Annotated in this window: 24 protein-coding genes; 8 read left to right on the forward strand and 16 right to left on the reverse strand. The window is 31.5% G+C overall.

The window, feature by feature from the left end; genetic code table 11:
* Entirely contained in the window at positions 1-1,314 is a 1,314-nt protein-coding gene (locus tag KCTC32516_RS10070; protein ID WP_301400292.1) for a DEAD/DEAH box helicase, read from the forward strand.
* Between the two features lie 103 nt (positions 1,315-1,417).
* Here the strand turns inward: KCTC32516_RS10070 and KCTC32516_RS10075 are convergent, their stop codons facing one another.
* The 16 genes from KCTC32516_RS10075 to KCTC32516_RS10150 all read right to left on the reverse strand — a co-directional run bounded on the left by KCTC32516_RS10075 (position 1,418) and on the right by KCTC32516_RS10150 (position 18,164).
* Entirely contained in the window at positions 1,418-4,441 is a 3,024-nt protein-coding gene (locus KCTC32516_RS10075) for an efflux RND transporter permease subunit (RefSeq protein ID WP_301400293.1), read from the reverse strand.
* A 2-nt stretch (positions 4,442-4,443) separates the two neighbouring features.
* Positions 4,444-5,346, reverse strand: a complete 903-nt coding sequence (locus tag KCTC32516_RS10080; protein WP_301400294.1) for an efflux RND transporter periplasmic adaptor subunit — start codon at positions 5,344-5,346, stop codon at positions 4,444-4,446.
* 12 nt (positions 5,347-5,358) lie between these two features.
* Positions 5,359-6,636, reverse strand: coding sequence for a TolC family protein (locus tag KCTC32516_RS10085; protein WP_301400295.1), 1,278 nt, complete (start codon positions 6,634-6,636; stop codon positions 5,359-5,361).
* 95 nt (positions 6,637-6,731) lie between these two features.
* Positions 6,732-7,217: a PepSY-like domain-containing protein gene (locus KCTC32516_RS10090; protein ID WP_301400296.1), complete on the reverse strand. Its 486-nt coding sequence runs from the start codon at positions 7,215-7,217 to the stop codon at positions 6,732-6,734.
* A gap of 75 nt (positions 7,218-7,292) precedes the next feature.
* The gene (locus KCTC32516_RS10095) at positions 7,293-8,003 is read right to left on the reverse strand and encodes a hypothetical protein (protein ID WP_301400297.1); all 711 of its coding nucleotides are present in this window, start codon (positions 8,001-8,003) and stop codon (positions 7,293-7,295) included.
* A gap of 65 nt (positions 8,004-8,068) precedes the next feature.
* Positions 8,069-8,809, reverse strand: a complete 741-nt coding sequence (locus KCTC32516_RS10100; RefSeq protein ID WP_301400298.1) for a phosphatase PAP2 family protein — start codon at positions 8,807-8,809, stop codon at positions 8,069-8,071.
* Between the two features lie 8 nt (positions 8,810-8,817).
* The gene (locus KCTC32516_RS10105) at positions 8,818-10,089 is read right to left on the reverse strand and encodes a sensor histidine kinase (protein ID WP_301400299.1); all 1,272 of its coding nucleotides are present in this window, start codon (positions 10,087-10,089) and stop codon (positions 8,818-8,820) included.
* Positions 10,082-10,759 carry a response regulator transcription factor gene (locus KCTC32516_RS10110; protein ID WP_301400300.1) on the reverse strand — a complete coding sequence of 226 codons (678 nt, stop codon included), beginning with the start codon at positions 10,757-10,759 and terminating at the stop codon, positions 10,082-10,084. Before KCTC32516_RS10110 ends, KCTC32516_RS10105 begins: the two co-directional genes overlap by 8 nt.
* 128 nt (positions 10,760-10,887) lie before the next feature.
* Complete coding sequence (locus tag KCTC32516_RS10115) at positions 10,888-12,009, reverse strand: ABC transporter permease (protein ID WP_301400301.1); 1,122 nt, start codon at positions 12,007-12,009, stop codon at positions 10,888-10,890.
* Between the two features lie 35 nt (positions 12,010-12,044).
* Positions 12,045-13,151, reverse strand: coding sequence for an ABC transporter permease (locus tag KCTC32516_RS10120; protein WP_301400302.1), 1,107 nt, complete (start codon positions 13,149-13,151; stop codon positions 12,045-12,047).
* A gap of 133 nt (positions 13,152-13,284) precedes the next feature.
* Positions 13,285-14,016 (reverse strand): ABC transporter ATP-binding protein, encoded by a 732-nt coding sequence (locus KCTC32516_RS10125; protein WP_301400303.1) that lies wholly within the window; start codon positions 14,014-14,016, stop codon positions 13,285-13,287.
* 2 nt (positions 14,017-14,018) lie between these two features.
* Positions 14,019-14,921, reverse strand: a complete 903-nt coding sequence (locus KCTC32516_RS10130; protein ID WP_301400304.1) for an ABC transporter ATP-binding protein — start codon at positions 14,919-14,921, stop codon at positions 14,019-14,021.
* Positions 14,922-14,927: 6 nt separating this feature from the next.
* Positions 14,928-15,386 carry an OsmC family protein gene (locus KCTC32516_RS10135; RefSeq protein WP_301400305.1) on the reverse strand — a complete coding sequence of 153 codons (459 nt, stop codon included), beginning with the start codon at positions 15,384-15,386 and terminating at the stop codon, positions 14,928-14,930.
* A gap of 19 nt (positions 15,387-15,405) precedes the next feature.
* Positions 15,406-16,296 carry an HlyD family secretion protein gene (locus tag KCTC32516_RS10140; RefSeq protein ID WP_301400306.1) on the reverse strand — a complete coding sequence of 297 codons (891 nt, stop codon included), beginning with the start codon at positions 16,294-16,296 and terminating at the stop codon, positions 15,406-15,408.
* Between the two features lie 10 nt (positions 16,297-16,306).
* The gene (locus KCTC32516_RS10145) at positions 16,307-17,551 is read right to left on the reverse strand and encodes a TolC family protein (RefSeq protein ID WP_301400308.1); all 1,245 of its coding nucleotides are present in this window, start codon (positions 17,549-17,551) and stop codon (positions 16,307-16,309) included.
* Between the two features lies 1 nt (position 17,552).
* Complete coding sequence (locus tag KCTC32516_RS10150) at positions 17,553-18,164, reverse strand: TetR/AcrR family transcriptional regulator (protein WP_301400309.1); 612 nt, start codon at positions 18,162-18,164, stop codon at positions 17,553-17,555.
* 253 nt (positions 18,165-18,417) lie between these two features.
* Here KCTC32516_RS10150 and KCTC32516_RS10155 point away from each other — a divergent pair, with 253 nt between their 5' ends.
* The 7 genes from KCTC32516_RS10155 to merA all read left to right on the forward strand — a co-directional run bounded on the left by KCTC32516_RS10155 (position 18,418) and on the right by merA (position 25,953).
* Entirely contained in the window at positions 18,418-18,888 is a 471-nt protein-coding gene (locus tag KCTC32516_RS10155) for a nucleoside deaminase (RefSeq protein ID WP_301400310.1), read from the forward strand.
* 71 nt (positions 18,889-18,959) lie between these two features.
* Positions 18,960-20,369, forward strand: coding sequence for an FAD binding domain-containing protein (locus KCTC32516_RS10160; RefSeq protein ID WP_301400311.1), 1,410 nt, complete (start codon positions 18,960-18,962; stop codon positions 20,367-20,369).
* Entirely contained in the window at positions 20,362-22,689 is a 2,328-nt protein-coding gene (locus KCTC32516_RS10165; RefSeq protein WP_301400312.1) for a xanthine dehydrogenase molybdopterin binding subunit, read from the forward strand. The genes KCTC32516_RS10160 and KCTC32516_RS10165 overlap by 8 nt, the downstream gene beginning before the upstream one ends.
* A 13-nt stretch (positions 22,690-22,702) precedes the next feature.
* The gene (locus KCTC32516_RS10170) at positions 22,703-23,185 is read left to right on the forward strand and encodes a hypothetical protein (protein WP_301400313.1); all 483 of its coding nucleotides are present in this window, start codon (positions 22,703-22,705) and stop codon (positions 23,183-23,185) included.
* A gap of 103 nt (positions 23,186-23,288) precedes the next feature.
* A complete protein-coding gene (locus KCTC32516_RS10175; protein WP_301400314.1) occupies positions 23,289-23,660 on the forward strand; it encodes an ArsR/SmtB family transcription factor in 372 nt (123 codons plus the stop codon).
* A gap of 11 nt (positions 23,661-23,671) precedes the next feature.
* The gene (gene merTP / locus KCTC32516_RS10180; protein WP_301400315.1) at positions 23,672-24,280 is read left to right on the forward strand and encodes a mercuric transport protein MerTP; all 609 of its coding nucleotides are present in this window, start codon (positions 23,672-23,674) and stop codon (positions 24,278-24,280) included.
* Entirely contained in the window at positions 24,277-25,953 is a 1,677-nt protein-coding gene (gene merA / locus KCTC32516_RS10185) for a mercury(II) reductase (RefSeq protein WP_301400316.1), read from the forward strand. The genes merTP and merA overlap by 4 nt, the downstream gene beginning before the upstream one ends.
* Positions 25,954-25,963 lie beyond the last annotated feature (10 nt).

The following is a 25,963-nucleotide window of genomic DNA, read 5'->3' on the forward strand; positions in this document are numbered from 1 at the left end:
ATGGCAAATAACATAAAAGAGCAACAAGATATTCTTGATAAATTAAAGATTTATAGTTTAAATCCGATGCAGGAAGAAGCGTTGGAAACAATCAATAACAATGCAAACACCATTTTGTTATCTCCAACAGGAACTGGAAAAACATTGGCTTTTTTATTGCCTTTATTAGCGCAGTTAGATCCAGAATGTGAAGAAGTACAAGCTTTAATTATTGTACCTTCTAGAGAATTGGCGATACAAATAGAGCACGTCATTCGAAATATGGGATCTGGCTACAAAGCAAATGCTATTTATGGTGGAAGAACGATTGCAAAAGATAAAATAGAACTAAAACATACACCAGCTATTTTAATTGGCACACCAGGAAGATTGTCAGATCATTTTGAACAAGCTCGTTTTACTACAGAAAACATCAAAACATTAATTATTGATGAGTTTGATATTTCTTTTGAAGTTGGCGCAGGTGGAGATATGAGAAACATCATCAGTCATTTACCAAATATTACAAAACGCATATTGACTTCTGCGACAAAAGGAACTTCTATCCCTAGTTATTTTAGAATGGATAGTCCTAAAACATTAGATTATCTAAAAGAAAAGGCGGCATCAAAACTGATGATTAAAACCATCCTTTCTCCTTCTAAAAACAAACACAACACGCTAGTCGATTTATTAAATCATTTAGGAAATGATCCTGGAATTGTGTTTTGTAATAAGAAAGATAGCATTGAAGATATTAGTGCTTTTTTGGATAAAAAGAAGATTGCACATACGTGTTTTCATGCTGGTATGGAACAAATAGACAGAGAACGTGCTTTGATAAAATTAAAAAATGGAAGTGTTTCTATTTTAGTGGCAAGTGATTTGGCTTCAAGAGGAATTGATATCCCTGAAATGAAATTCATCATTCATTATGAAACTCCAGATGCTTACGAAGAATACACACATAGAAATGGAAGAACTGCTAGAGTAGATGCAAAAGGAACAGCTTATTTGATAAAAGGAGATAGAGAAGTTTTTCCTGAGTTTATTGAAAATGCTAAAGTTGAAAAATTATCTACAACCGGTAAAAGAAAACCTCAATTTTGGGCAACCTTATTTATTTCTGGAGGAAGAAAAGATAAAATTTCTAAAGGAGATATTGCAGGACTTTTCTTTAAACAAGGCGAAATTAATAAAGACCAATTAGGAACTATTGACTTGAAACAAGATTGTGCTTTTGTAGCGGTGCCTTTAACCATTGCTGATGCTTTGGTAGAGAAACTAAACAATACTCGTTTAAAAAAGAAAAAAGTAAGAGTGAGCGTTATCTAAACTCTCTAGTTCATCAAAATCTTTATAAAAACCACAAATCATCAATCGAAAGATTGATGATTTGTGGTTTTATGCTTTATCGTTGAAGAGTTCTTTTTAAATTTTAGGCTTTTTCTTCTATCTTAAAACTTGCCAATTTATATACCAATGTTGGTAAAACAATTAATAAAAGAGGCAACGCAATAATAAATCCACCAACAACCGCAATTGCCAAAGGTTGATGCATTTGTGCGCCAGTTCCGATTCCTAAAGCTAAAGGCATTAATGCAACAATGGCACTAATGGCCGTCATTAATTTTGGTCGTAATCTTGCAGAAATGGAATAAATAATCGCTTCTTTTTGCCCTCTTTTTTTAATCTCGGCTAAAAATAAGTAGATGGTAAAAATGGAAGCTTCTCCTAAAATACCAATAATCATAATAATACCTGTGTAACTTCCTACATTTAACGGAGTATTTGTGAAATACAAAGCCAAAACACTTCCAGAAATTCCTAAAACACTTACAAAAATCACGATGAATGAAAGCATTAAATTGCGAAACATAAATAAGATTACCGTAAATACCAACAAACCACCAAATATTAAAATGAGTAACAATTCGTTAAATGATTTTTGCTGTTCAGCATAAGATCCTCCGTATACTATTTGGTAAGCTGGTGGTAATTGTAGTTGTGCCAGTTCTTTTTTAATATCGTGTATTACGCTTCCTAAATCTCTGTTATTAAGACGGGCTGTTACTACGCCCATAGATTGTAAATTTTCTCTTTCGATTTCAGAAACACCTTGTTTCATAGAAAAATCAGCAAAAATAGCTAGTGGTAAATAAGTACCTGAATTAGTGGCTATTTTGGCTTCTTTAAGTTGTTCAATGGGTATAGTAGCATTATCAGGATGCAATACTCTAATATTTGTTAACTGTTCTTTTTCTAAAATTGCCCCTGCAATGGTACCATTTAAATAGGTCTGAATTTGTAGTTGTAAATCACTTGACGACAAACCATATTGTTTTAAAATGCTTTCTTTAGGATGAATGCTTAACATTGGACCCGCAATTATAATTCCATTAAAAACATCTGCGGTACCCTTTACATTTTCTACTTTTTTCGCAACTATTTTCGATAATTCTTGTAGTTTTTTATGATCTGTACCAAAAATTTTAATTTCAATAGGTTGCACACTACTCATCAAATCTCCTAACATATCTGTAATTACTTGACCAAAATCAACCGTTAATGCTGGAATTGAGCCTTCTACTCGTTTACGAATAATGTCTGTAACTTCAAAAGTGGTTTTTTTTCTGTTTTTTTTCAATTCTATCAAGTAATCACCTCTGTTTGGCTCTGTAATAAAAAAGCCCATTTGTGTTCCTGTTCTACGTGAATACGCTTTTACTTCAGGAATCTGATCTAAAATAGCATCTACTTCAGAAAGCATTCTGTCGGTTTCATTTAGTGAAGTTCCTGATGGACTGTTGTAATCTAAAATGATAGAACCTTCATCCATTTCTGGCAAAAAGCCTGTTTTTAATTTAGGTAGTACAAAAACAATACTCAAAATTGTTACGAGAATAAAAGCATAAGAAAATAGTGGTCTTTCAATAAAATAACGCACCCATTTTCGCTCTTTCAAAGGATGTACTTTAATTTCCTTTGGATTTTTTTTAGAAAATAATAAATACACAACTGGCAGGCCAATCCAAGTAACAACAAAGGAAACGGCCAAAGTAATAATCATTGTTTCGGTTAAAATTTTAAAATATGCTCCTGCAACACCTGTCATTAGTGCAAAAGGAAAGAAAATTACTATGGTGCTTAAAGAAGAACTTACCATTGCTGGAAATAAAAATTGAATGGCTTTTCCAACCAAAGCTGTTGCTGGTTCTTTTGGGTTTTCTTCGTGAGTTCTATGGATTTGTTCAACAATAATTACTGCATCATCTATAATTAACCCAATAGCTGCAGCAATAGCTCCAATAGTCATAATATTTAAATCATAACCCAATGCTTTCATCACTAAAAATGTTAAGCCTAAGGTAATTGGAATGGTTACCAATAAAACACTACTTGCTTTAAAAGAACGTAAAAAAATCATCACCACAATAATGGCTAAAACTAAGCCTATCCAAAGAACATCAATAATACTTTTTAAACTAGTACTTACAAAATCTGCTTGGTTGTAATATTTCACCAATTGTACTCCTTTGGGAAGAATCTTATTTAACTCTTCAATACTTTTTGTTACTTTATCTGCAACATCAATTAAATTGCTATTGGGTTGCTTTAAAACAGCAATTAATGGTACGTTTTTACCATCTGCATTGATTTTTATGTATTCTGTTTTTTCAGAAATTTGAATCGTCGCAATATCTTTTAAGCTGATTTTACTTTTTGCATTGTCAAAAATTACTAAATTTTCTAATTGCTTTTTATTATTAATAGTTGCATCGGTAACCGTTAAATACAAACGCTTATAATCAACAGTGTACCCATTCGCTTGGATAAATCCTGTTTGCTGAATGGCATTAATAATCTCTTGAGGTTTTATTTTTAAAGTACTTAATTTTTTCTGATCTAAAATGACTTGAAATTCTTTGGTTTTTCCGCCAATTACTTCAATTGCAGCCACGCCTTCAATTCTTGATAAATACGGTTTTACAATGTACTCGCCAATCATTTTTAATTCTACTTGATTCTTTACATCAGATTGAAGCGAATATCCCATTATTGATAAAATGGAAGGATTCATTTTTTCTACAACAATTTGTGTATTTGGAGGTAAACTGTTTTTTATTTGGGCAATTCTAGATTCTAACCGCTGCTTATCAATATTGATATCTGAACCCCAATCCATAAAAGCAGAAATCTCACAAGATCCCATGCTGGTAATACTGCGAATCAATTTTAAATTTTCTACTCTTTTTATAGCATTTTCTAATGGTTTGGTAACGGTAACCATCATTTTATCAACAGGTTGTTGTCCGTTATCTGCAATGATTTTTATTTTAGGAAAAGTAACATTCGGAAATAGAGAAGTGCTTAAATTCTTATAAGAATACGCGCCGCCAATCAATATCAATAATAAAATTACGGTAATAGGACTTTTATATTTTACAAATATTTTATCCATAATTAATTGATTTTTACTTGTGTGCTATCAGACAATCCATAAGCTCCTTTCACAATAATTTTGTCTTTTAGGTATAGTTTAGGTGATAAAATTTCAACGTCTTTATTGTTTTCTAATCCTTTTTTGATGTTGATTTTTAATGCTACATTATTTTCAGTCACTTTCATTATCCAAAATTCATCTTGTGTTTCGTTTGATAAAACGGCTTCTTTGTTGATTAATATCGTCTGATTTCTTTCTAGAATTGGAATCTTAATCAATACATTCAAATTTTCTGGTAAAGGAGTAAACTTTTTCAGTTTAAAAAGAATTTGTTGTGTTTGCGAAACAGCATCAACAGTGGGAATTGTTTTATAGAAATAGGCTGTTTTTTGTTCTTTATTAGGCAATTCTATAGCAATGCTTTTTTGGGTTTGAATTAAAGCACTTAAAGAAAAAGGCGCATTTACTTGAATAGCTAAATCCGTGTTTTTTATAATCGTAATCATGTTATTTCCTTCGTTTACAAAAACACCAGAATCGGGAATGCTTTGCGCATTTACATATCCTGTTACTGAGGCATACACAGCAACAATTCCAAAGTTTGAATTTGGTGAAACTTTCGCTTTTTGCAACGCAATGCTTTCTTTAGTCTGAATTTTGTACAACAATTCTCCCTTGGTTATTTTATCACCAATTTTAGCATTTACCAAGGTTACATACCCTGTTATTGGAGAAGAAATAGTTGTTTTATTTAAAAAAATAATTTGCCCATTTATTTCTTCGAATTCTTTGATGTCTCCAAGCACAGGATGTGTTATGGTAACTTGTGGAAGTAGTACATTTTTAGTTTCTACGCTAGTTGTTTTTTGTTTACATGATTGTAAAACGAAGATGAAGATAAAAAGATAAATAAGTTGTTTCATTTTTAATAATTTCTAGTTACTCCAATAGTTATAAACATTAATTAATATTTGTTTTGCTAATTGGATCGTTGTTTTTTTTTGTTTTTTTAGAGCAATTTCTTTAATAATTATTTTTAAATCTAGTACAGAAACCAAGCTTTCTTTTATCTCTACTTGATACAAATGCAATAATTTTTGATATTCCTTTAATTGTTGATTTAAAAGAATGATTTGTTTGTCTACGCTTTGTATTTGTTTGATTAAATTATCTTTCCGAATGGTATTTTGATTGATAAAATACGCTTTGTCGAATTTTAAATTTTCTAATTTAATTTGATTTTGTTGATGCTTTAATTTTTGTTGATGCCCATCAAACAAGTTCCAAGTAACAGCCATTCCAACACTAAAACCTAATCGGTTAGGTTTTGGTAAATAAGTAGCATTTAAACCCGCATCACCAAAAGCTTTTACTTGTGGTATATATTTTAAATCTGTTATTTTTTGATCAGATTGTATCGCAAAACTATCAATTTGAAATTGTTTCGCGAAAATTGATTTTTCTGAAAAGCGATTAGATATTTGTAATTCGATGTCTTCTAAATCAGCAATAGTAGTTGTTTGTATTCCACAAAGTAAATTTAATGCATTTACGTTGTTTTGATAATTGGCGGTAAAACGTTCTTGGTCTATTTGACTATTTTTTAACGCTAATTCTATCCATTTTAAATCAATATATTTTAAAATTCCTGCAGCAACCAAAGGTTTCATTTCTTTGATTTGATTTTCAAGAATCTGACTGTTTTCTTTTGCATTTTCTATGCTTTTTTTAGACTGAATGCACAAGATGTATTGGTGAGTAACTGTTTGTTTTAATTCTAGCTTTGTTAAGGTAATTTGATTGGCATATTTTTGCTTTAAAATGGTTGCCTGATTTTTATACGCTTCTATATATCTCTTTGTAAATAGTGGTTGGTTTATTGAAACTAAAGTTTGGTATTGACCTCCATTACTGATTCCTAAATCATACCCATAATAATTAGTAGCGCCATTTGAAACAACTTCTAACTTCGTAGTTCCGTTATCATTAGAAATAATTGGTGCAAATAATACATTTGCATTCAAATTTACAGTAGGCGATTTATAGATTGCTTTAAATTGTTTTAAATCTAGGTCTATTATTTCATGTGTATTCTTTTCTTTTTGCAACAAAGGGCTATTTTCTAGTGCTTTATTCACATAAAAATGTACTGTTTTTTGAGAATATATTTTTAGAGAAAAAAGGGTTATTACAATTAAGAATAGTTGTTTCATATTAAATATAATAATTAAGTGAACAAATATAGGATATATATGCTAAAAAGACAGGCTTAAAAAGTCTGTCTTTATTAATGGAAAACAAAAATTAATTAATTTTCATTATCATTCTCGTTGTCTTTTTCACCGTCTTTATCTTCGTTGTCTTTTTTAACTTCTTTTTTAACAACAGTTCCGTTAGGTGCAATTGCAACTTCTAAATCAGTATCGTCTTTCTCTAAAGCAAACTCATATACTTTTCCTTTCGCAGTTATAGATACTTCAGCTTCTTCAATATCATATCCTTTAAATTGTGTGTCTAATGTTCTTTTTACGGCTGCAGGAATTTCTCTTTTCTTAATTGCATATTCAGTTTCTTTCCATGTTCCATTTGTTAAGAAATTAGCCGAATAGTCTTTTCCATTCATTTTAAATTCTACCTCCCATTCAGTGTCATTTTCTTTATCCCAACTTGCTTTTTTAGCTTTAGGGAATTTTTTAGCAAAAGCTGCTTTTACGTTAGAAGGAGCTGAAAATTGTGCACAAGCTTGTGTCAATGTCATTATTGCAACAAGCATTAATAAACTTAATTTTTTCATTTTTATTCTATTTTATGATTAATATTAAACAAATGTAAATCTCGATTTTGAAGAAATTTTGAATTTTGCTTTACTTTAAAATGTATTTTCTAATACATCAACTAAATCCAAGACCATGTTCGCAAAAATAGCTGCCATTTTTTTGTTTTTTTCTTTTACACTTAAATGTATTCCATCAAACAATAAATTAAAAGAAGCTTTTAAATTAGAGTCTTTTACTTCTGTACTTAAACTTTTCCATACTTGTTCTACATTTTTAGTTGTATGCTCAATGTTTTTCCAGTCTATCTTTTTTTGATCGATTAGTGCTAGTATTTTAAAACCTAAATAATCTAAGTGTTCAATTTTTATTTGGTTTTCAATTTTAGAAGCGTCTTTAAAATTACTTACATTATAATTAAATATTTCTGTAGAAGTAAGTGCTGTTTTTGCGTAATCTCTTTTCTTAAAATACTTTTTAAGTGCTGCTATTTTTTCATTTAAAACCATGATGCTTTCTGGTTTTAAATGATCTGTAAACACATTGTTTTTTGCAGTGTTATCTATTTTAGATAATGATTTTTGAATTCCTTTGTCATTTTTTGCAAGTGCAAATTCTGTTAAATCTTCAAAAGGAGAAAGAGCTTGATCTAAGTTTTCGAATATCACATCAGATTCGGTAATTTTAGCACTCTCCTTTTTTTCTGAAATAGTTTCTTTTACGATTTCCTTTTTAGATACTTTTTCTGTACAAGCTTGTGATAAAGCCATCACAAAGACAAGCATTACTATACTAACTTTTTTCATTTTATAATTAATTTATAATTTATTAGACAAAAGTAGCAGCCGATTTTGAATTAATTTAGAACTTTTTAAAAACTATAAGAAAAATACACCCCATAATTATCATCATTAATTTCAGGGATTAACGTTATATTTTTTGTCTTCTTAAAAGGGTTAAAGTTTTTAAATGGTTCAAAATGATATACTAATTTTGTTACTAAAATTCCGATACCAGCACCCACCAAAACATCCGAAAACCAATGTTTATTATTGATCATTCTAAACGCTCCTGTTGTAGTTGCAAAAGCATAACCGCTATAAGCTAATACAGGTGAAGTTTCTTTAAATTCTTGATACAATACGGTTGCGTTTGTAAAACCAAAAGTGGTGTGTCCTGAAGGGAATGATCGATATCCTCTTCCGTTTGGCCTCATCTTTCCTGTAAGTTTTTTTAAGAAAAAAGTAATTGTAGAAGATGCTATATTAGATATGAATAGATTTTTGGTTTGATCAAACCAATGATTTTTTGCTTTCACTCCTAAAATATCTGCTCCATATAATTCGAAAATAGGAGCAAACTGTAAATAATCATCTATTTTAAATTCATAATTATTTCCAACTTTATTTCGAATATCTGTTTGCAAGCTTTTCTCAAAACTACTTTTATTAACAATTATGCCAATACTAATAAGACTAAGAGGGACAATACTTTTTTTTAGTAAACTATTTTTCTTAATACTATCATTAATATTAAAAGGAGTTTGTGCATGCAATTTTCCTAAATGACTAAAACAAAAAATTAGAATAAGTAATTTAAAAATGTTTTTCATTATCGATTTTAATTTATAAAATGAATAGCAAAAATATGATTAGCACCCTGAAAATAATACGTAATTTTCCAGTTTTGAGAATCTATTATTTTTTTAACAATAGCAAGCCCTAATCCATTTCCGGATTGTGAATCTGAAGATTTAGAAAAACGGACAAAAAGTTTTTCGCTAAAGAGTTTTGTATTTGAGCTGGTATTAGAAATGATTAATTTGTCCTTTCTTAGTTCAATATGTACTTCACCATCTTGATGATTATGGCGTATCGCATTTAATAGTAAATTTCTTATCAGTACTTCTGTAAGTGTTAAATTAGCGGTTAAACTGCAATTATCAATAGCGCTAATAGCAATCTTAATATTTTTAGATTTGGCTTGCTCTCTAAAAAACGGAAGTTGTTTTTCTACGATTTCATTTATAGAAATCATTTCTTGTTTGTTTGGCTGATTGCCATCTATTTTAGACAGTAAAAGGAGGTTTTTATTGAGTTTATTGAGACGAGAAACAGTATCGCTGATGTCATTTAATAAGAGGTATTGTTTTTTGCTAATATCTTTATCTTGAATTAGCATGTCTAACTTCGCTTTAAAAATAGCAATTGGAGTTTGTAATTCGTGAGCAGCATTTTCTACAAATTCTCGTTGATTGTTGTAAATACTGATGTTTCTTTTTATCAAATTGTCAATAGACTCATTTAATCGATTAAACTCTTCAATAGTGCATGTATCTAAGGAGTATTTTTTTGGATGATCAAGTTCAAAGGCTTCTATTTCTTCTAAAGTTTTGTAAAAAGGTTTCCAAAGGTTTATAGAGATTTTTCTTGTTAAAAAAATCAAGCCAATCAATAAAATAACAAACAACACTAAAAATAATAAGAGAATGCTGGTAAGTAAATCACCAGATTCAAATAAGCTTATTTTGGTTGAAAAGATAAAGGGCTTTTTATTGATGTAAACAACCGAATTTAATTCTCTGTATGGTTCGTTTTCTAATTCTAATTTGCTAAAATATTCACTATAAAATAACGTGTCTTTTTTTAAAGGATAATACTCTTTTATTTTAGATGTTAGGTTAAAACGATTCCATGTTTTTATTGTTTCTTCGGATAAGTTTGGTGCTATTTTTTCTAAAAAATCTGCTTTATATCCTAATAAAGTTTCATCAATGTTTTTTAAATACATTTTTTCTGAGACTAAATAAAAAATAGGGGCAACGATGATAAAGGTTACAATAGCAAATATTAAATAAATGCGTTGTGTTTTATGTAATAACTTCTTACTCATCTTGCCATTTATATCCTAAACCATATACCGATTTAATGTAGTTTTTACTTTTTGCGTAGGTTAATTTCTTTTTTAAATTTTTGATATGTGCATACACAAAATCATGATTGTCTAACATGTCAGCCATATCTCCAGAAAGATGCTCTGCAATTGCGCCTTTAGACAAAACTTTGTTCTTGTTTCCAATTAAGTACAACAACAAATCTATTTCTTTTTTAGTGATATCAACTTTTTGATCATTAATTTTTACAACTTTAGAGAGTACGTCAATTTCTATCTCATTAAAGCTAATAGTATTACTTCCATTGAATTGTTTACGTCTAATTATTGCCTGAATTCTTACTAATAATTCTGATAAATGAAAAGGTTTGGTTAAATAATCATCTGCACCAAGATTGAACCCTTCAATTCTAGTTTCTATGGTTTCTTTTGCAGAAATAATAATAACACCATCTGTTTTATGTTGTTTTTTAAGCTCAATTAATATATCAAACCCATCACCATCAGGTAGTGTTAAATCCAATAAAATACAATCGTAATCAAATAGTGCTATTTTTTCTATAGCAGAAGAAAAATCATTTGCCCATTCGCATAAAAATCCACTAGCATTTAAGTACTCTTGAATACTTTTTGCCAATTTCACTTCATCTTCTATAAGTAATAATTTCATTTTACAATAGTACTATACAAATTTGAATTAATTTAGATTTTCACTCTAATATATCAAATTTGAATGAATAGAATTTTTAAACGCATTTTTTTTACTTACAAAACTAGCAGGTTTACGCAAGAAAAAGATTAGGAGGTTTTTTTATAACTCCAAACAGCCAATCCATTCATTATAAAAGCATATAAAAGTGTTTTTAATAATTGAGGTAGAATATCCCTAAACGTAGAACCTTTAAGCATTACCATTCGCATGACTTCTACAAAGTATTTTATAGGATTAAATTCTGCAATCGTTTGTGCCCATTTTGGCATACTTTCTATCGGCGTAAATAAACCACTCATTAAAATAAAAATGACCATAAAAAACCAAGAAATAAACATAGCTTGTTGCTGTGTTTCTGTAAAGTTTGAGATAAATAATCCAATTCCTAATACCACTAAAATATAAACAGAAGTATATAAATACATTGTTGATAAACTACCAACTATGGGGATATCAAAAATAAGTTTTGCTATAAATAAGCCAAAAGTTAATAATCCTAAACCCAATATCCAAAACGGAAAAAGTTTTCCAATAATAAATTGAATCTTCTTTATTGGTGTTACATTAATTTGTTCTAAAGTTCCAATTTCTTTTTCACGCACAATATTCATTCCAGATAAAAAGAGCGTGATCATTGTTACCAAAAGCACTAAAATCCCTGGTACCATAAAGGTTTTATAATTTAGTGTTTTGTTATACCAAAATAATGGGATGGTTTCAATGGCAACTGGCTGTGTTTGTTTGTCTGAAAGTTGTTGGAAATCTGATTTTATATGTTGATTAAAGCGTTGCAGAATTTGTGATATATAGACATTTTCAACTCCAGCCGCTGCACCATCAATAGCATTAATGGTAACTCCCATGTTTACCTGTTTGTCTTTTTGTAAATCACGTTCAAAATGAGTTGGAATTTCTAAAACAACATCAATCTTTCCTTTTAACATTGTTGAACTTGCCATTTCTTGAGAAGTAAAATCAGTTAATACATTAAAATAGGTAGAAGCATTAAATTTTTCGATCAAAGCTCTTGATGTAGAAGAACGATCATTATCGATATACCCAAATTTGATGTTTTTCACTTCAAAAGTAGCTGCATTAGATAAAATAACCAATTGAATGATTGGCATTATAAAAATGATAGGCAGCATTCCTTTATTTCTAAAGATTTGCTTAAACTCTTTCTGTATGATGTATAAAATTGTTTTCATCTTTTTTCTAACATCTATTTTCTATGGTCATTTTTTTATTCTAATCTAATTTTATATTTCTTTACACTTAAAGCGATAAAAGACACGGTCATTCCAAATAAAATTAAGGTTTCTTTCCAAATAAATTGAATTCCAACTCCTTTTAGCATAATCCCTTTTATAATAATGATAAACCATTTGGCAGGAATTATATTACTAATAACTTGTAAAGCTAAAGGCATGCTCGAAATCGGAAAAATAAAACCAGAAAGTATAATTACAGGTAACATTAAGCCCATTAACGAAATCATCATTGCCGTTTGCTGTGTTGCTGAAATAGTTGAGATTAAAATTCCTAAAGACAAGGCGCTAATGATAAAAAGAATGCTTTCTAAAGCTAATAAAAACAAACTTCCTTGTACAGGCATGTTAAAAACAAATATACTTAACAAAACGATTACTGTAGCGTTGATGATTGATAAAAATATATATGGAAATACTTTTCCGATAATCACCTGAATTGGCTTTAGAGGAGATACTAATAGAATTTCCATGGTTCCTAATTCTTTTTCTCTTGTGATAGAAATAGAAGTCATCATGGCAGAAACCAACATTAAAATAATAGTCATTACACCAGGAACAAACATGTATACACTTTTTAATTCTGGGTTATACACCATGTGCGTTTCTGGAACAATTTGATAGGCAATTGTAATTTCTTTGTTTAATTTTTTTTGATATTGCTGCAATATTGCATTTACATAATTACTGATGGTATTTGCCGTATTTGGATCTGTGGCGTCTGCAATAATTTGTACAGTTGCTTTGTGGTCTTTAATCAGGTTTTTACCAACGTTTTTTTCAAAAATTAAAACAGCTTTTACACGACCTTTTTTAAAAACAGAAGCAATTTCTTTTTCATGAGTAATCATTTGTTTGATGCTAAAGTATTTTGATGAAGCTATTTTATTAATAATTTCGGTAGTTGTTGCATCTTTTGAATGATCTAAAACAGCAATATCCACATTATTTATTTCGTTGGTAATAGCAAAGCCAAAGAGTAAAATTTGCACAATTGGCATTCCAAATAGTATAAATAAGGAGCGTCTATCTCTAAAAATATGATAGAACTCTTTTTTTATAAAGCCTTTAAATCTTTTCATTTTTAATTATTTACCGCAAATTTTTTAATCAATATAACTCTTTACTACTTTTAACCACATAGTCACATAGAGATATAAACTCTTTTTCTTAACGGGTGAATTCAATGACTGTAAACTGTTACAGAATACTTTTCTATTGTCCACGTGCTAATTTTAAAAACACATCATTCATTGTTGTTGCATTAAACTGTTCTTTTAATCTTTTAGGTGTACCTAATGCTTCTATTTTTCCGTTGACCATAATCGATACTCGATCGCAATATTCAGCTTCATCCATATAATGTGTCGTTACAAAAACGGTAGTTCCACGATTTGCTGCTTTGTAAATCATTTCCCAAAATTGACGTCTGGTTATTGGATCAACACCTCCAGTAGGTTCATCTAAAAAAACAATCTTTGGATTGTGTAATAGGGCAACAGAAAAAGACAACTTCTGTTTCCATCCTAATGGGAGTGAACCCACAAGTTGGTCTGCTACTTTTTCTAAACCCAATTCCTGCACCAACTCTTTCGATTTTTCTTTGATTACTTTTCTTGATAACCCGTAAATTCCGCCAAAAAAAGTAATGTTTTCTTTGACTGTTAAATCGTCGTACAAAGCAAATTTTTGACTCATATATCCAATGTTCTTTTTGATGTCTTCAGCATGTGTAAACACATCAAAACCAGCAACAGTTGCGTCTCCTGAAGTTGGATTCGAAATTCCGATGAGCATTTTCATTGCGGTGGTTTTTCCAGCGCCATTTGCTCCTAAGAAACCAAAGATTTCTCCTTTCTTTACATCAAAAGTAATGGCATTTACAGCCGTAAAATCTCCAAATGTTTTGGTGAGTTCTTTTACTTGTATAACGTTGTTGTTTATCATGTTTATTTTGCCAATTCCATAAAAGTATCTTCTATGGTGGGTTTTGTTTTATGTATTGTGATGTCTGTAAGGTTTTTTGATACTAAATACTGCACAAGCTCTTTTGGGTTAAAATCTATTCTACTATCGGTATAATGCACAAATTCACCAAAAGGATATACACTATGATTATGTGGATACTCTTTTAACCTATTGATTAAGTGATACATATTATTTGCACTTACATTATAAATTGGTTTAGGATACTGTTTTACAATGGCTTCAGGCGTGTCAATTTCTAAAATTTTCCCGTCCTGAATCAATGCAATTCTATCGCACAATGCTGCTTCATCCATATACGGAGTAGAAACCAAAATGGTAATCCCTTTTTGTTGTAAACGCTTTAACATTTCCCAAAATTCTTTTCTAGAAACAGGATCAACTCCGGTTGTTGGTTCGTCTAAAAACAATACTTTGGGTTTGTGAATCAATGCACAACACAAAGCCAATTTTTGTTTCATTCCCCCTGATAATTTTCCTGCTCTACGATTTTTAAACGGAGCTATTTGCACATAAATTTCTTTAATTAAATCGTAGTTTTCTGCAATCGTTGTTCCAAAAATAGTGGCAAAAAAAGTTAAGTTTTCTTCAACCGTTAAATCTTGATATAAGGAGAATTTTCCAGGCATATAACCAACGTGATTTCGAATCTGTTTATAGTCTAAAATCACATCAAAACCAGCTACTTTAGCTGAACCAACATCAGCAATTAGCAAGGTTGTTAAAACCCTAAAAAGGGTTGTTTTTCCAGCTCCATCTGGACCAATCAATCCAAATAATTCGCCAGGTTTTACATCAAAAGAAATGTCTTGCAATGCTTGTGCCTTTTTATAGGATTTACTAATATGTTGAACAGAAATACTCATAGTTTACTACGCTTGTACAAAAACTTTTGGTTCCATAAATACGTTCGATTTGATAGAATTAGAAATGATACAAGCTTTTGCTGATTTTTCTAAAACACGAATTGCTTTCTCTTTGTGCTTTTCATCAACTATAAGAACTTCAGGAAAAAGATGCACTTCACTTACTGTGAATTTGCCTTCAATTTTTTCTAAAACCCCTTTAGAGTTACAGTTAAAACTTACAAATTCTAATTTTGAATATTCAGAAATCGCTAAAAAGGTAGTCATAAAACAGCTACTTACAGCTGCGGTTAGCAGGTGTTCTGGCGACCAGATATGTGGCACACCACCAGGGAATTGTGGTGGAGTAGCAATTTCTATACAATTTTTATTGTGGGTTTCAGGATGGTATAATTCTGGAGAACACACCATTCCTTTTCGATCTGTCATCCATTTTATAGAAATAGTATAATGCTGTTTGTCCATGATTCATTTTTTTTAAGGGTTATTTTTGAAGCCACATTTCTGCAGGCATTCCAATTTTTAATCCACCATCATTTTCTACATCAATTTTAACGGCGTATACTAATGCAATTCGTTCTTCTTTAGTCTGGATTATTTTGGGTGTAAACTCCGCTTCTGATGCAACCCAACTAACAGTTCCTGTATACGATTTCATTCCATTTGCGTCGTCAATTTTAACCGTTACTTTTTGTCCAATTTGTACACTTGATAATTGTGTTTCACTAACATATACACGCAATTGCATGGTGTTTAAATCTGCGATTTTATAAAGTGGTTTTCCAAATGCAGTAATTTCGTTTTGCTCAGCATATTTGGTCAATACAGTTCCGTTTACAGGATTGATAATCTTGCTTTTTAGAATTTGATCATTGAGTTGTTGTAGCTGAATATCAATATTTTTATACTCGTTGATAATAGGGGTATTTTGAAACTCAACACTGCTAATTTGTTGTTTTATAATATTGATTTCTCCACTGACATCATCCAACTGCTTTTGTGTTGCTGCATTGTCTTTTAGCAAGTTTTCAATCCTATTTTTTGTAATTATTGCGGATTCTAATTTGGCATTTAAAACAGCTACTTGAGACAATACACTTTTAGATTTTGAAGCAATAATTGATTTAGAAATCACTAATTGTTCCCGTTTTAAAGAAAGTGGAATGGTATCAATATATCCAATAAACGTATTTTTTTTTAACACACTTCCTTCATCAAGATTAAATTGCATGATTTTTCCGTTATTCTCTGCAGAAATCACTATTTCTGTAGCTTCAAAATTTCCGTAACCATCGGCTTTTTCATTGCCGTTTGTACACGAAGAAAGAGCAACGAGTACAGTGCTTAAAATGACTATCTTTTTTAGGTGTTTCATTGTATGAATTTTAATTTCCTTTTGTAATTGTATAATTTGCTTTTACCAATTGTAATTGTATTTGATGCGCTATCAATGCATTTTTATCAACAAATAAATTGGTCAGTTCTGTAATGTATTCCGAAACCGTAATGGTTCCGTTTTTAAGTTGCGAATCTGCTGTTTCTAAAACGTCTTTTCTCAGCTTGATGATTTCTTGATCAGAAAGAATAAAGCCTTCTATTTTTTCAATTTCTTTTTCTTGTTGATGCAAGGCTATATTAGTGTTTAGTAAGAAAATAGCTTGCTCATTATTAATGATTTCTTTGTTGAGTGATAGCGATTTTCGTTCTTTTTTATTCGAATTCCAATCAAAAACAGTCCAATGCAATTTTACTCCAACGATATAGTATGATTGAAAAGAATTGTCTAACATGTTCAAACCAGGATTTCCAAACCCACCTGTTGCAAAACTCATGATTGTGGGTGCATTTTTTTTAGCAACAAGGTTTTCAGTGCTTTCAATCTCTTCTTTTTTTAATTGAAACAAGTCCAATTCTGGTCTTTTAATTTCATCATTCAAAGCAATTTCTATAATTGGTTTTTTAAAAATAGCATCGTCGTTAATTGTCACAGCAATCAATTTAGAGAGTGTTGCAATCAAAACTTTTTTATTGTTGTTGATTTCTTCTAATTTCTGTTTGTTTTTTAGCAATTCTACTTTTAAAATTTTATCCGAAGAAGCCACCAAAACACCATTCTTAATTCCAGAAGTTACTTCTTTTAATTTCGATTGTATGAGCTTGTTTTTTGCTTCTACCAATAAAATGGCTTCTTGAGCTAATAACACAGAAAAATATAATTGATTTACTTGTTTTTTTAACTGATATACTTGTACGGCAAGTTGTTGCTGTTTTGTCTTTAATTGCCCTGATTTCAATTGTTTGTTTGCGTCAATCAATCCGCCATTAAAAATTAGCTGATTTACAGACAAGGTCGTTTTGTATTGATCTTTGTTTAAAGAATTGCTACCTGGAATCGGAACGTTAATCACATCCGATTGATAGGTGAGTTGTCCGTCTAAACTAAACTGAGGCAACTTTCCGATGTTTAAAATTTCTGTGTCAAACTCATGTTGTTTGATAAAGGTTTTAGATTGTTTTAATAGCGGATAATTTTCACTAATAAATCGCTGACAATCTTCAAGTGTAATGGTTTGCTGACCAAAAGCTGATCCACTTATAACCAGCAGTAAAAAGAGGTTAATTTTTTTCATTTTATGATGTTTTTATTGCGTCAATGATAAAATCGGCAATTTCAGTTTTTCTTGCGTTCATAAGTACTTTAAATTCCGAGTCATTTATATCAACAAACGCCTTCAGTAGCGGAGTAGCTACAAAGGGAAAAATGCATAAAGAAATAATATTGATAAATAATTGCTCGCCATTTATTGGCTTTAAGATTCCGTTTGCAACTTCTTTTTTTACTTGATTTTTAAATTTTACTAGATTTGGAAAACTGGAGTTTTCTTTTAGTTTTAAAATAAAATCAGGATTTTTATTCAACTCCATAATGATAAAACTAGGCAAATATGGATGTTTGCTAATAAATGAAATATAACTATTAGCAAAATTCCGGATCTTAATTTCTATGGATGAATCGTCGTTTAAAACTGCATTCAATTGTGGTGCTAATAAACCGAACGCTTTTTTAAAAACGGCTCCAAATAAGAGTTGTTTACTTTTATAATAATAATGCAACATGGCCTTGTTAATGCCAGCTTCATCTGCAATTTCTTGCATTCGTGCGCCATCCATTCCTTTTCGTTGAAATATCGATTCTGCTGCGTCTAGTATTGAACTCTCTGTGTTTGTATCTTTCAATTTCATTTACTAACTGTTTAGTTTAACCAATTGGTTAACAAATGTAGTACAAATTATTTTTGAAATCAAAAAAACAACATTTAATTTTTCAATTAATTGGATATCAATAGTTAAGAATATATAGAAAATGCACTTGGATATTCTGGTCACAATCAACACAAGCTAAAAAACCCGGTGAATAATTATGTTTATAACTAAACCGTTATTTTAACCGGAATACTTCAAATGATTTGTATTTTTCACAAAAATATTTATTAGAATGTGCAAAGAAAAATTTATGCAAGAAGCTGTAGATGCAGCTTTAAAAGGAATGAACAATAATGAAGGTGGCCCTTTTGGTTGTGTGGTAGTTAAAGACGGAAAAATAGTAGGAAGAGGAAACAATAAAGTAACGTCAACCAACGATCCAACAGCACATGCAGAAGTTACAGCCATTAGAGATGCGTGTAAAAATCTAGATTCTTTTCAATTAGATGGGTGCGAGATTTATACGTCGTGCGAACCTTGTCCGATGTGTTTAGGTGCTATTTATTGGGCGCGTCCAGATAAAGTGTATTACGGATGTAATCAAGTTGATGCTGCAAATATTGGCTTTGATGATGAATTTATTTACAAAGAAATTCCGTTGCCATATGCTGAACGAAGCATTCCGTTTGAACAATTAGCGCACGAAATTGCTTTGAAACCATTTCAAGAATGGACGAAAAAAGAAGATAAAACAGCATATTAAATTAGATATAATGTCAATTCGAGTGTCACGCTTTTGGGTGTGATGTATCGAGAACTTTTGAAACCTATTACATGATAACTTTCATCTTAAACAATAAAACCATTACAACTTCAGACAATGCTGGAATGACCTTGTTAGATTTTGTTCGATATCAACAACGACTTACAGGAACCAAAATTGGTTGTCGAGAAGGCGATTGTGGTGCTTGTACTGTTTTAGTTGGAACGTTAAAAAATGATGCAATGGAATACCAAAGCATCACCTCGTGTATTTCTCCTTTAGGAAATGCACATGGAAAACACATTGTAACGGTTGAAGGTACAAATCTGCAAAACAAATTAACCACAGCTCAAGAAGCCATGAAAGGAAATTTTGCAACGCAATGCGGATTTTGTACACCAGGTTTTGTAGTAGCGTTAACGGGTTTTGCCTTGTCAAATTCTGATAAAAATCACAACAATGCTTTAAATGCAATTAGCGGAAATATCTGTAGATGTACTGGATATAAAGCAATTGAAAAAGCAGTGCATCAAGTAGTTGAAAAATTTCAAAGCACACATAAAACGTCTGTAAATTGGTTGATAGAGAACGAATTTGTTCCTGCCTATTTCGCAACGATTCCAAAACGTTTAAAAGAGATTGCTACTAAAAAATTAAACCAATCTAAAGGAAAAGTGGTTTCTGGAGGAACGGATTTATATGTGCAACAAGCTGATAATTTAACGGATAACGATGTTCTTCTTATTGCCAAAAACGAATCTTTAAAAGGCATTTCTATTGAAAATGGAACCTGTACTATCGGAACAAACGCAACGGTTTCAGATGTATGGAACCATTCTGAATTAAACAAGTTGTTTCCAAACTTAAGAAAACACTTAAAACTGGTTTCTTCAGAACAAATTAGAAACATGGCTTCTTTGGGTGGAAACTTTGTAAATGCATCGCCAATTGGAGACATGACAATCTTCTTTTTAGCGTTGAATAGTGATATTACAATCGTAAATTCTAATGAAGATGAACGCACAATTGCGCTTAAAGACTTTCATCAAGGATATAAAAAATTCGATTTACAAGAAGGCGAATTGTTGAAAGAAATTCGTTTCAAATCACCAACAAAACAATCGTTTTTTAATTTCGAAAAAGTCTCCAAACGCACACATTTAGACATTGCAAGCGTCAATGCTGCAATACATATTTCTGTAGATAATGATACCATTGTAGAAGCACACGTTGCTATTGGTGGCGTTGCTGCAATTCCGAAATACCTTCACGAAACTTCTGCATTTTTAAAAGGAAAACAATTATCTATAAAAACTATTATTGATGCCAATGAAATCCTTCAAAAGGAAATCGCACCAATTAGCGATATTCGTGGTACAAGCGATTACAAACGTTTGTTAGCGCGACAATTATTCTTTGCGCATTTTACGGAGTTATTTCCACTACAATTCACTTTAAACGATGTCGTTCAGCATGCATAAAAACAACTCAAATACCGATTTAGATTCAAAGTTAGATGCTGTTGCTGCTGGGTTAAAACAAAGCATCAAAAACTTAGATTCTTATACACATGTTCGTGGAGAATCTTTATATGTTGATGACATCAACGTTAGAGAAGGAACCTTTCACGGAGTAGTTTTTGATTCACCAAAAGCTCACGGAAAAATAAAAAGTGTCGATTATTCTAAAGCTGAAGCTTTGGAAGGAGTGGAGCGTATTTTTACGTATAAAGATGTTCCTGGTGAAAATCAGATTGGCGGAATTATTCCTGATGAACCTTTATTTGCAGAAGATGAAGTTCATTTTTGGGGAATGCCAATTGCGTTAATTGTTGCTACATCCGAATTTATTGCAAGAAAAGCAAGAGCTTTAATCGAAATTGAAATCGAAGAACTTCCGGTAATCACAACAGCAAAAGAAGCGAAAGCAAAAGAAAGTTTTATCAATGCACCAAGATCTTTTAAATTAGGAGATACCGAAAAAGCATTTGCAGAGTGCGACTATGTTTTTGAAGGCGAAACGTTTTCAAACGGACAAGAGCATTTATATATTGAAGCACAAGGCGCCTATGCAGAACCTTTAGAAAACGGAAATATAAAAATCACCTCTTCTACACAAGGTCCAACCTCTGTACAAGCAATTACAGCAAGAGTTTTAGGTGTTGCCATGCACAAAATTGAAGTGGATGTAACACGACTTGGTGGCGGATTTGGCGGTAAAGAAGATCAAGCGACACCTTGGGCCGTAATGGCTGCTTTGGCAACGTCTCATCTAAACCAGTCTGTCAAATTAATTCTAAATCGCCATGATGATTTACGCATGACAGGGAAACGCCACCCGTATGAAAGTACCTATAAAATCGGCTTAACTAAAGATTTAAAAATACATGCATATCAAACAGAATTTCTACAAAATTCTGGTGCAGCAGCAGATTTATCTCCTGCAATTGCAGAAAGAACCTTGTTTCATGCAACCAATAGTTATTACGTTCCTAATGTAACCACAAAAGTGATTAGTTGTAAAACCAACTTGCCTCCAAATACAGCATTTCGTGGTTTTGGTGGTCCGCAAGGAATGTTTGTTATAGAATCTGCCATTGCAAAAGCTGCTCATGAAATCGGTGTGAGTGCAAAACAAATTCAGGAAGCCAATTTATTGGAGGAAAACGATACGTTTTCCTACGGACAAATCGCTAAGAAAGTAGAGGCAAAGAACACATGGAATTCTGCAAAAAAACTATTTAATAGCGAAGCTTTAGAGCAAGAAGTAGAAGATTTCAACAAAAAAAACAAAGCATTCAAAAAAGGAATCGCTTTTATGCCAATTACTTTTGGAATTTCATTTACGAACACACCAATGAATCACGCGCGTGCCTTGGTACATATTTATTTAGATGGAAGTATAGGTATTAGTACTGCTGCCGTAGAAATGGGGCAGGGTGTCAATACCAAAATGATGCAAATTGCTGCTGATGTATTTTCCATTCCCATTGATAAAATTAAAATAGAAACTACCAATACAACTCGAGTTGCAAATACATCACCATCTGCGGCAAGTTCTACAGCAGATTTAAACGGAAAAGCAACCTTAATGGCGTGTAATTCACTTTTAGAACGCTTAAAAACTGTAGCTTCGGCAACATTAAATGTTTCTGAAAAAGACATCACATTAAAAGGTGAATTTGTTTATATAAAAGGAAAGAAATCAACAGTAACATGGACAGAGCTCATCAGTAAAACCATGTTAAAACGAGTAGCTTTAACGGAGAATGCACATTATGCAACTCCAGAAATTCATTTTGATAAAACCAAAGAAAAAGGGCATCCTTTTGCGTATCATGTATACGGAACGGCAATTATTACTACAACAGTAGATTGTATGCGTGGTACGTACGAATTTGATTCGGTTAAAATTGTACACGATTACGGAACAAGTATGAGTGAAGGAATTGATTTAGGTCAGGTTGAAGGTGGATTAATTCAAGGAATTGGTTGGATGACTATGGAAGAAATTGGCTATAATGCTGAAGGGAAACTACTTTCAAATGCGCTATCAACCTATAAAGTACCAGATATTTTTTCTGTTCCTAAAAATGTGGAAGTAGTTCCTGTTGAAACAGAAGGGAATGACATGGCAATATTAAAATCGAAAGCAGTTGGAGAGCCGCCTTTAATGTATGGAATTGGAGCTTATTTTGCGCTTCAAAACGCCATCAAAGCTTTTAATCCAAATTATGATTTAAAGTTCCATTCACCAATGACTCCAGAAAAAGTGTTAATGAGTTTATTTTCTAAAAACTAACCGCCTTATCGAATTGCATTATAAAAAATCAAACATTCTTAAAGGCGCACTTATTTATAGTGCTGGAGATTCCGTTGCTGCTCTATTACTAGATGAATTTACGGTATCTCGTTTGTTAGGAATGATGTTTATTGGCGCTACTTTTTACGCTTTTGAAATTCCGAATTATTTTGATTGGATTGTAAAAAAAACACAGTCACTAAAAGGAATTAAAGCTACTTTAACAAAAACATTGTTGGCAATCGCTTATTTTAATCCGTTGTGGATTGCGAGACATTTGTTGTTTATTAAATTGTTTTCTGGACAGTTAGATGCTATTGGTTTCAATCTTTTAGAAATTGCATTTTGGTCGTTTTTAGTAAATATTCCTATTTCTTTTGTCGCCAATTACATCATTCAAAACCGATTTAAACTACAGTGGCGTTTTTTAGGATCTGCAATTTTCTCTGCTATCATGGCTATTTACTACGCACTTAGCGAAACTATATTTAGTTAATTTTTTGTATATATCTAACAAAATTATAATTATTTGTTAATTGTATTTAAGTAATTGCTTAAATACGTAAATAATTATATATTTGTATTCTAAAATAGATCATATGAAATTAGAAGTAAGCTGTACACGAGTAGAAGCCAACCATAAACAGTTGCAAAACTGTATGGAAACATTAGACAACATGGAAGAAAGTTTTGAAAAAACAACAAAATTACTTTCTATTTCTGGGAATGATGTCAGATTAAAAATTCTTTATCTATTAAATATGGAGAAAGAACTTTGCCCTTGTGATTTAGCCGATATATTAAGAATGAGTGTTCCTGCAATATCACAACACATTCGGAAAATAAAAGATGCTGGGATGATAACAGCTAGGAGAGAAGGACAAACACTCTACTATTCATTAAATAATGATGAAACAGCGATTTTAAACACCATTTTTAACTCCATTAAATTAAATAGAAAAATAGCCTAAAATTTAAAATTATGAACACTAAAAAAACATCAAAAAAAGCAGCATATACAGGGGTATTTGCTGCCGTAGCAGCATCATCATGTTGCATACCACCAGTTATTGCATTAATCGCCGGAATAGGAGGTAGCGCATCAGCATTGTCTTGGATGGAACCTTTTAGACCTTATTTAATTGGTATCGCTATTATCGCAATTGGCTATGCATGGTATACCTATTTAAAACCTAAAAAAGCAGAGGATTGTTGTGAAGCAGATAAAAAACCAACATGGTATCAAACCAAAGGATTTTTAATTGGAATAACGCTCTTTGCAGCAATATCAATAGCCTTTCCTTATTATGCATCTATTTTTTATCCAAACAATAAAAAAGAAATAACTATTGTTAAACAATCAAACATAGAGACGCTCAATTTTGATATCAAAGGAATGACTTGTGCTTCTTGTGAACTACACGTTGTACATGCGGTAAATGAATTAGGAGGTATTGTTGATGTAGTAGCGTCGTTTGAAAAAGCAAATGCCACGGTAGCGTTTGACAATTCAAAAACTTCGAAGAAGGACATTGAAAAAGCAATAAATTCAACAGGGTATAAAGTAATTCATCAAAATAAAGAAAAATGATTCCAAACATAAAAACGGTTAATCTAAAAATTAAAGGAATGAGCTGTGATGGTTGTTCATCTCATATAGAAAAGGATGTCAATTCAAAAGACGGAATTGTAAGCAGCACTGTAAATCACCAAACTGGAGAAGGCAAGTTTGTTTTTGACGCAAATAAGATCAGCAATCAAGATATTGTGAATGCAGTGAATACTATCGGCAATTATTCAGTTGATGAAACTGTTGAAAAAGAAGATTGCTGTGTTGTAAATTCTGATAAAAAAAAGCAATTCGATTTAATTGTGATTGGAGGTGGTTCTGCGGCATTTTCGGCAGCTATCAAAGCGGAAGATTTAGGACTTACCACTTTAATGGTCAATGCTGGATTAGATTTTGGCGGCACCTGTGTCAATGTAGGTTGTGTGCCTTCTAAAAACTTAATTAGAGCAGCTGAAACAGTATATCATGCTACACATTCTAATTTTAAAGGCATCAAAACCAAAGGAGTAGAAATTGATTTCACTCAAATTATCAAAGACAAGAAAGCATTAGTTGCCACATTACAGCAACATAAATATATGGATGTGGTAAGTGATTTCAAAAACTTAACCATGCTTAAAGGATGGGCTACATTTGTTGATACAAATACAATCCTTGTTGATGGTAAAACTACATACACCGCAACTAACATCATTATAGCAACAGGAGCGACCACCAACATTCCAAATATTGAAGGATTAAAAGAGGTGGGCTACCTAACCAATGTTTCTTTGTTCGATTTAGAAGAAAAACCTAAAAGTTTAACCATCATGGGTGCTGGTTATATTGGATTGGAAATAGCCATGGCATACAATCGTTTGGGCGTAAAAGTGCGTATTATAGAGTTTACGGATAGACCTTTACGCAGTCAAACCAAAGACATTACCGATATTTTAGAAACGCAAATGAACAGTGAAGGAATTGAAATCCTTCCCAATTTTAGAGCCATTAAATTTGAAAAAGAGGGCGATAACACTATTATTCATTGCAAATGTCCAGATGGTTCTATTACTCAAATCATTGAAGAAGGACATCTTCTTGTTGCTACAGGAACAACATCAAATACATCAAATTTAGGTCTTGAAAATGTTGATTTAAAATTATCAAAAAATGGACATATTATGGTCAATGAGAAAATGGAAACCAATGTTGCTAATATCTATGCAGCTGGTGATGTTGCTAATACTCCTCCTTTTGTATACACTGCTGCAAAAGAGGGAAGTACAGCGGTACATAACGCCTTTACTTTAGCAAAAAACAGTGTCGATTATACTTCGTTACCTTGGGTGGTTTTTACGGATCCTCAAATAGCCGGAGCGGGTATGGATGAAGTAGCAGCCGAAAAAACAGGCATTCCTTTTGAAGTATCTAAATTAGATTTAATTCACGTTCCTAGAGCATTAGCGGCACAAGATACCAGAGGGTTTATAAAGTTAATTAGAAATACAGAAACCGATAAATTAATTGGCGCAAGAGTCATAGCTCCAGAAGGAGGTGAGCTCATCCAACAATTAAGTATGGCTATTAAGTTTGGCATAACAGTAAAAGATTTAGCAGAGAGCTTTTATCCGTATTTAACATTGGGAGAAAGCATCAAGTTAGCAGCAATTACTTTTGGAAAAGATGTTTCTAAACTGAGTTGTTGTGCTTCTTAAAAGTTACTTC

The organism is Polaribacter huanghezhanensis (genome assembly GCF_030444335.1).
Lineage (GTDB): Bacteria > Bacteroidota > Bacteroidia > Flavobacteriales > Flavobacteriaceae > Polaribacter > Polaribacter huanghezhanensis.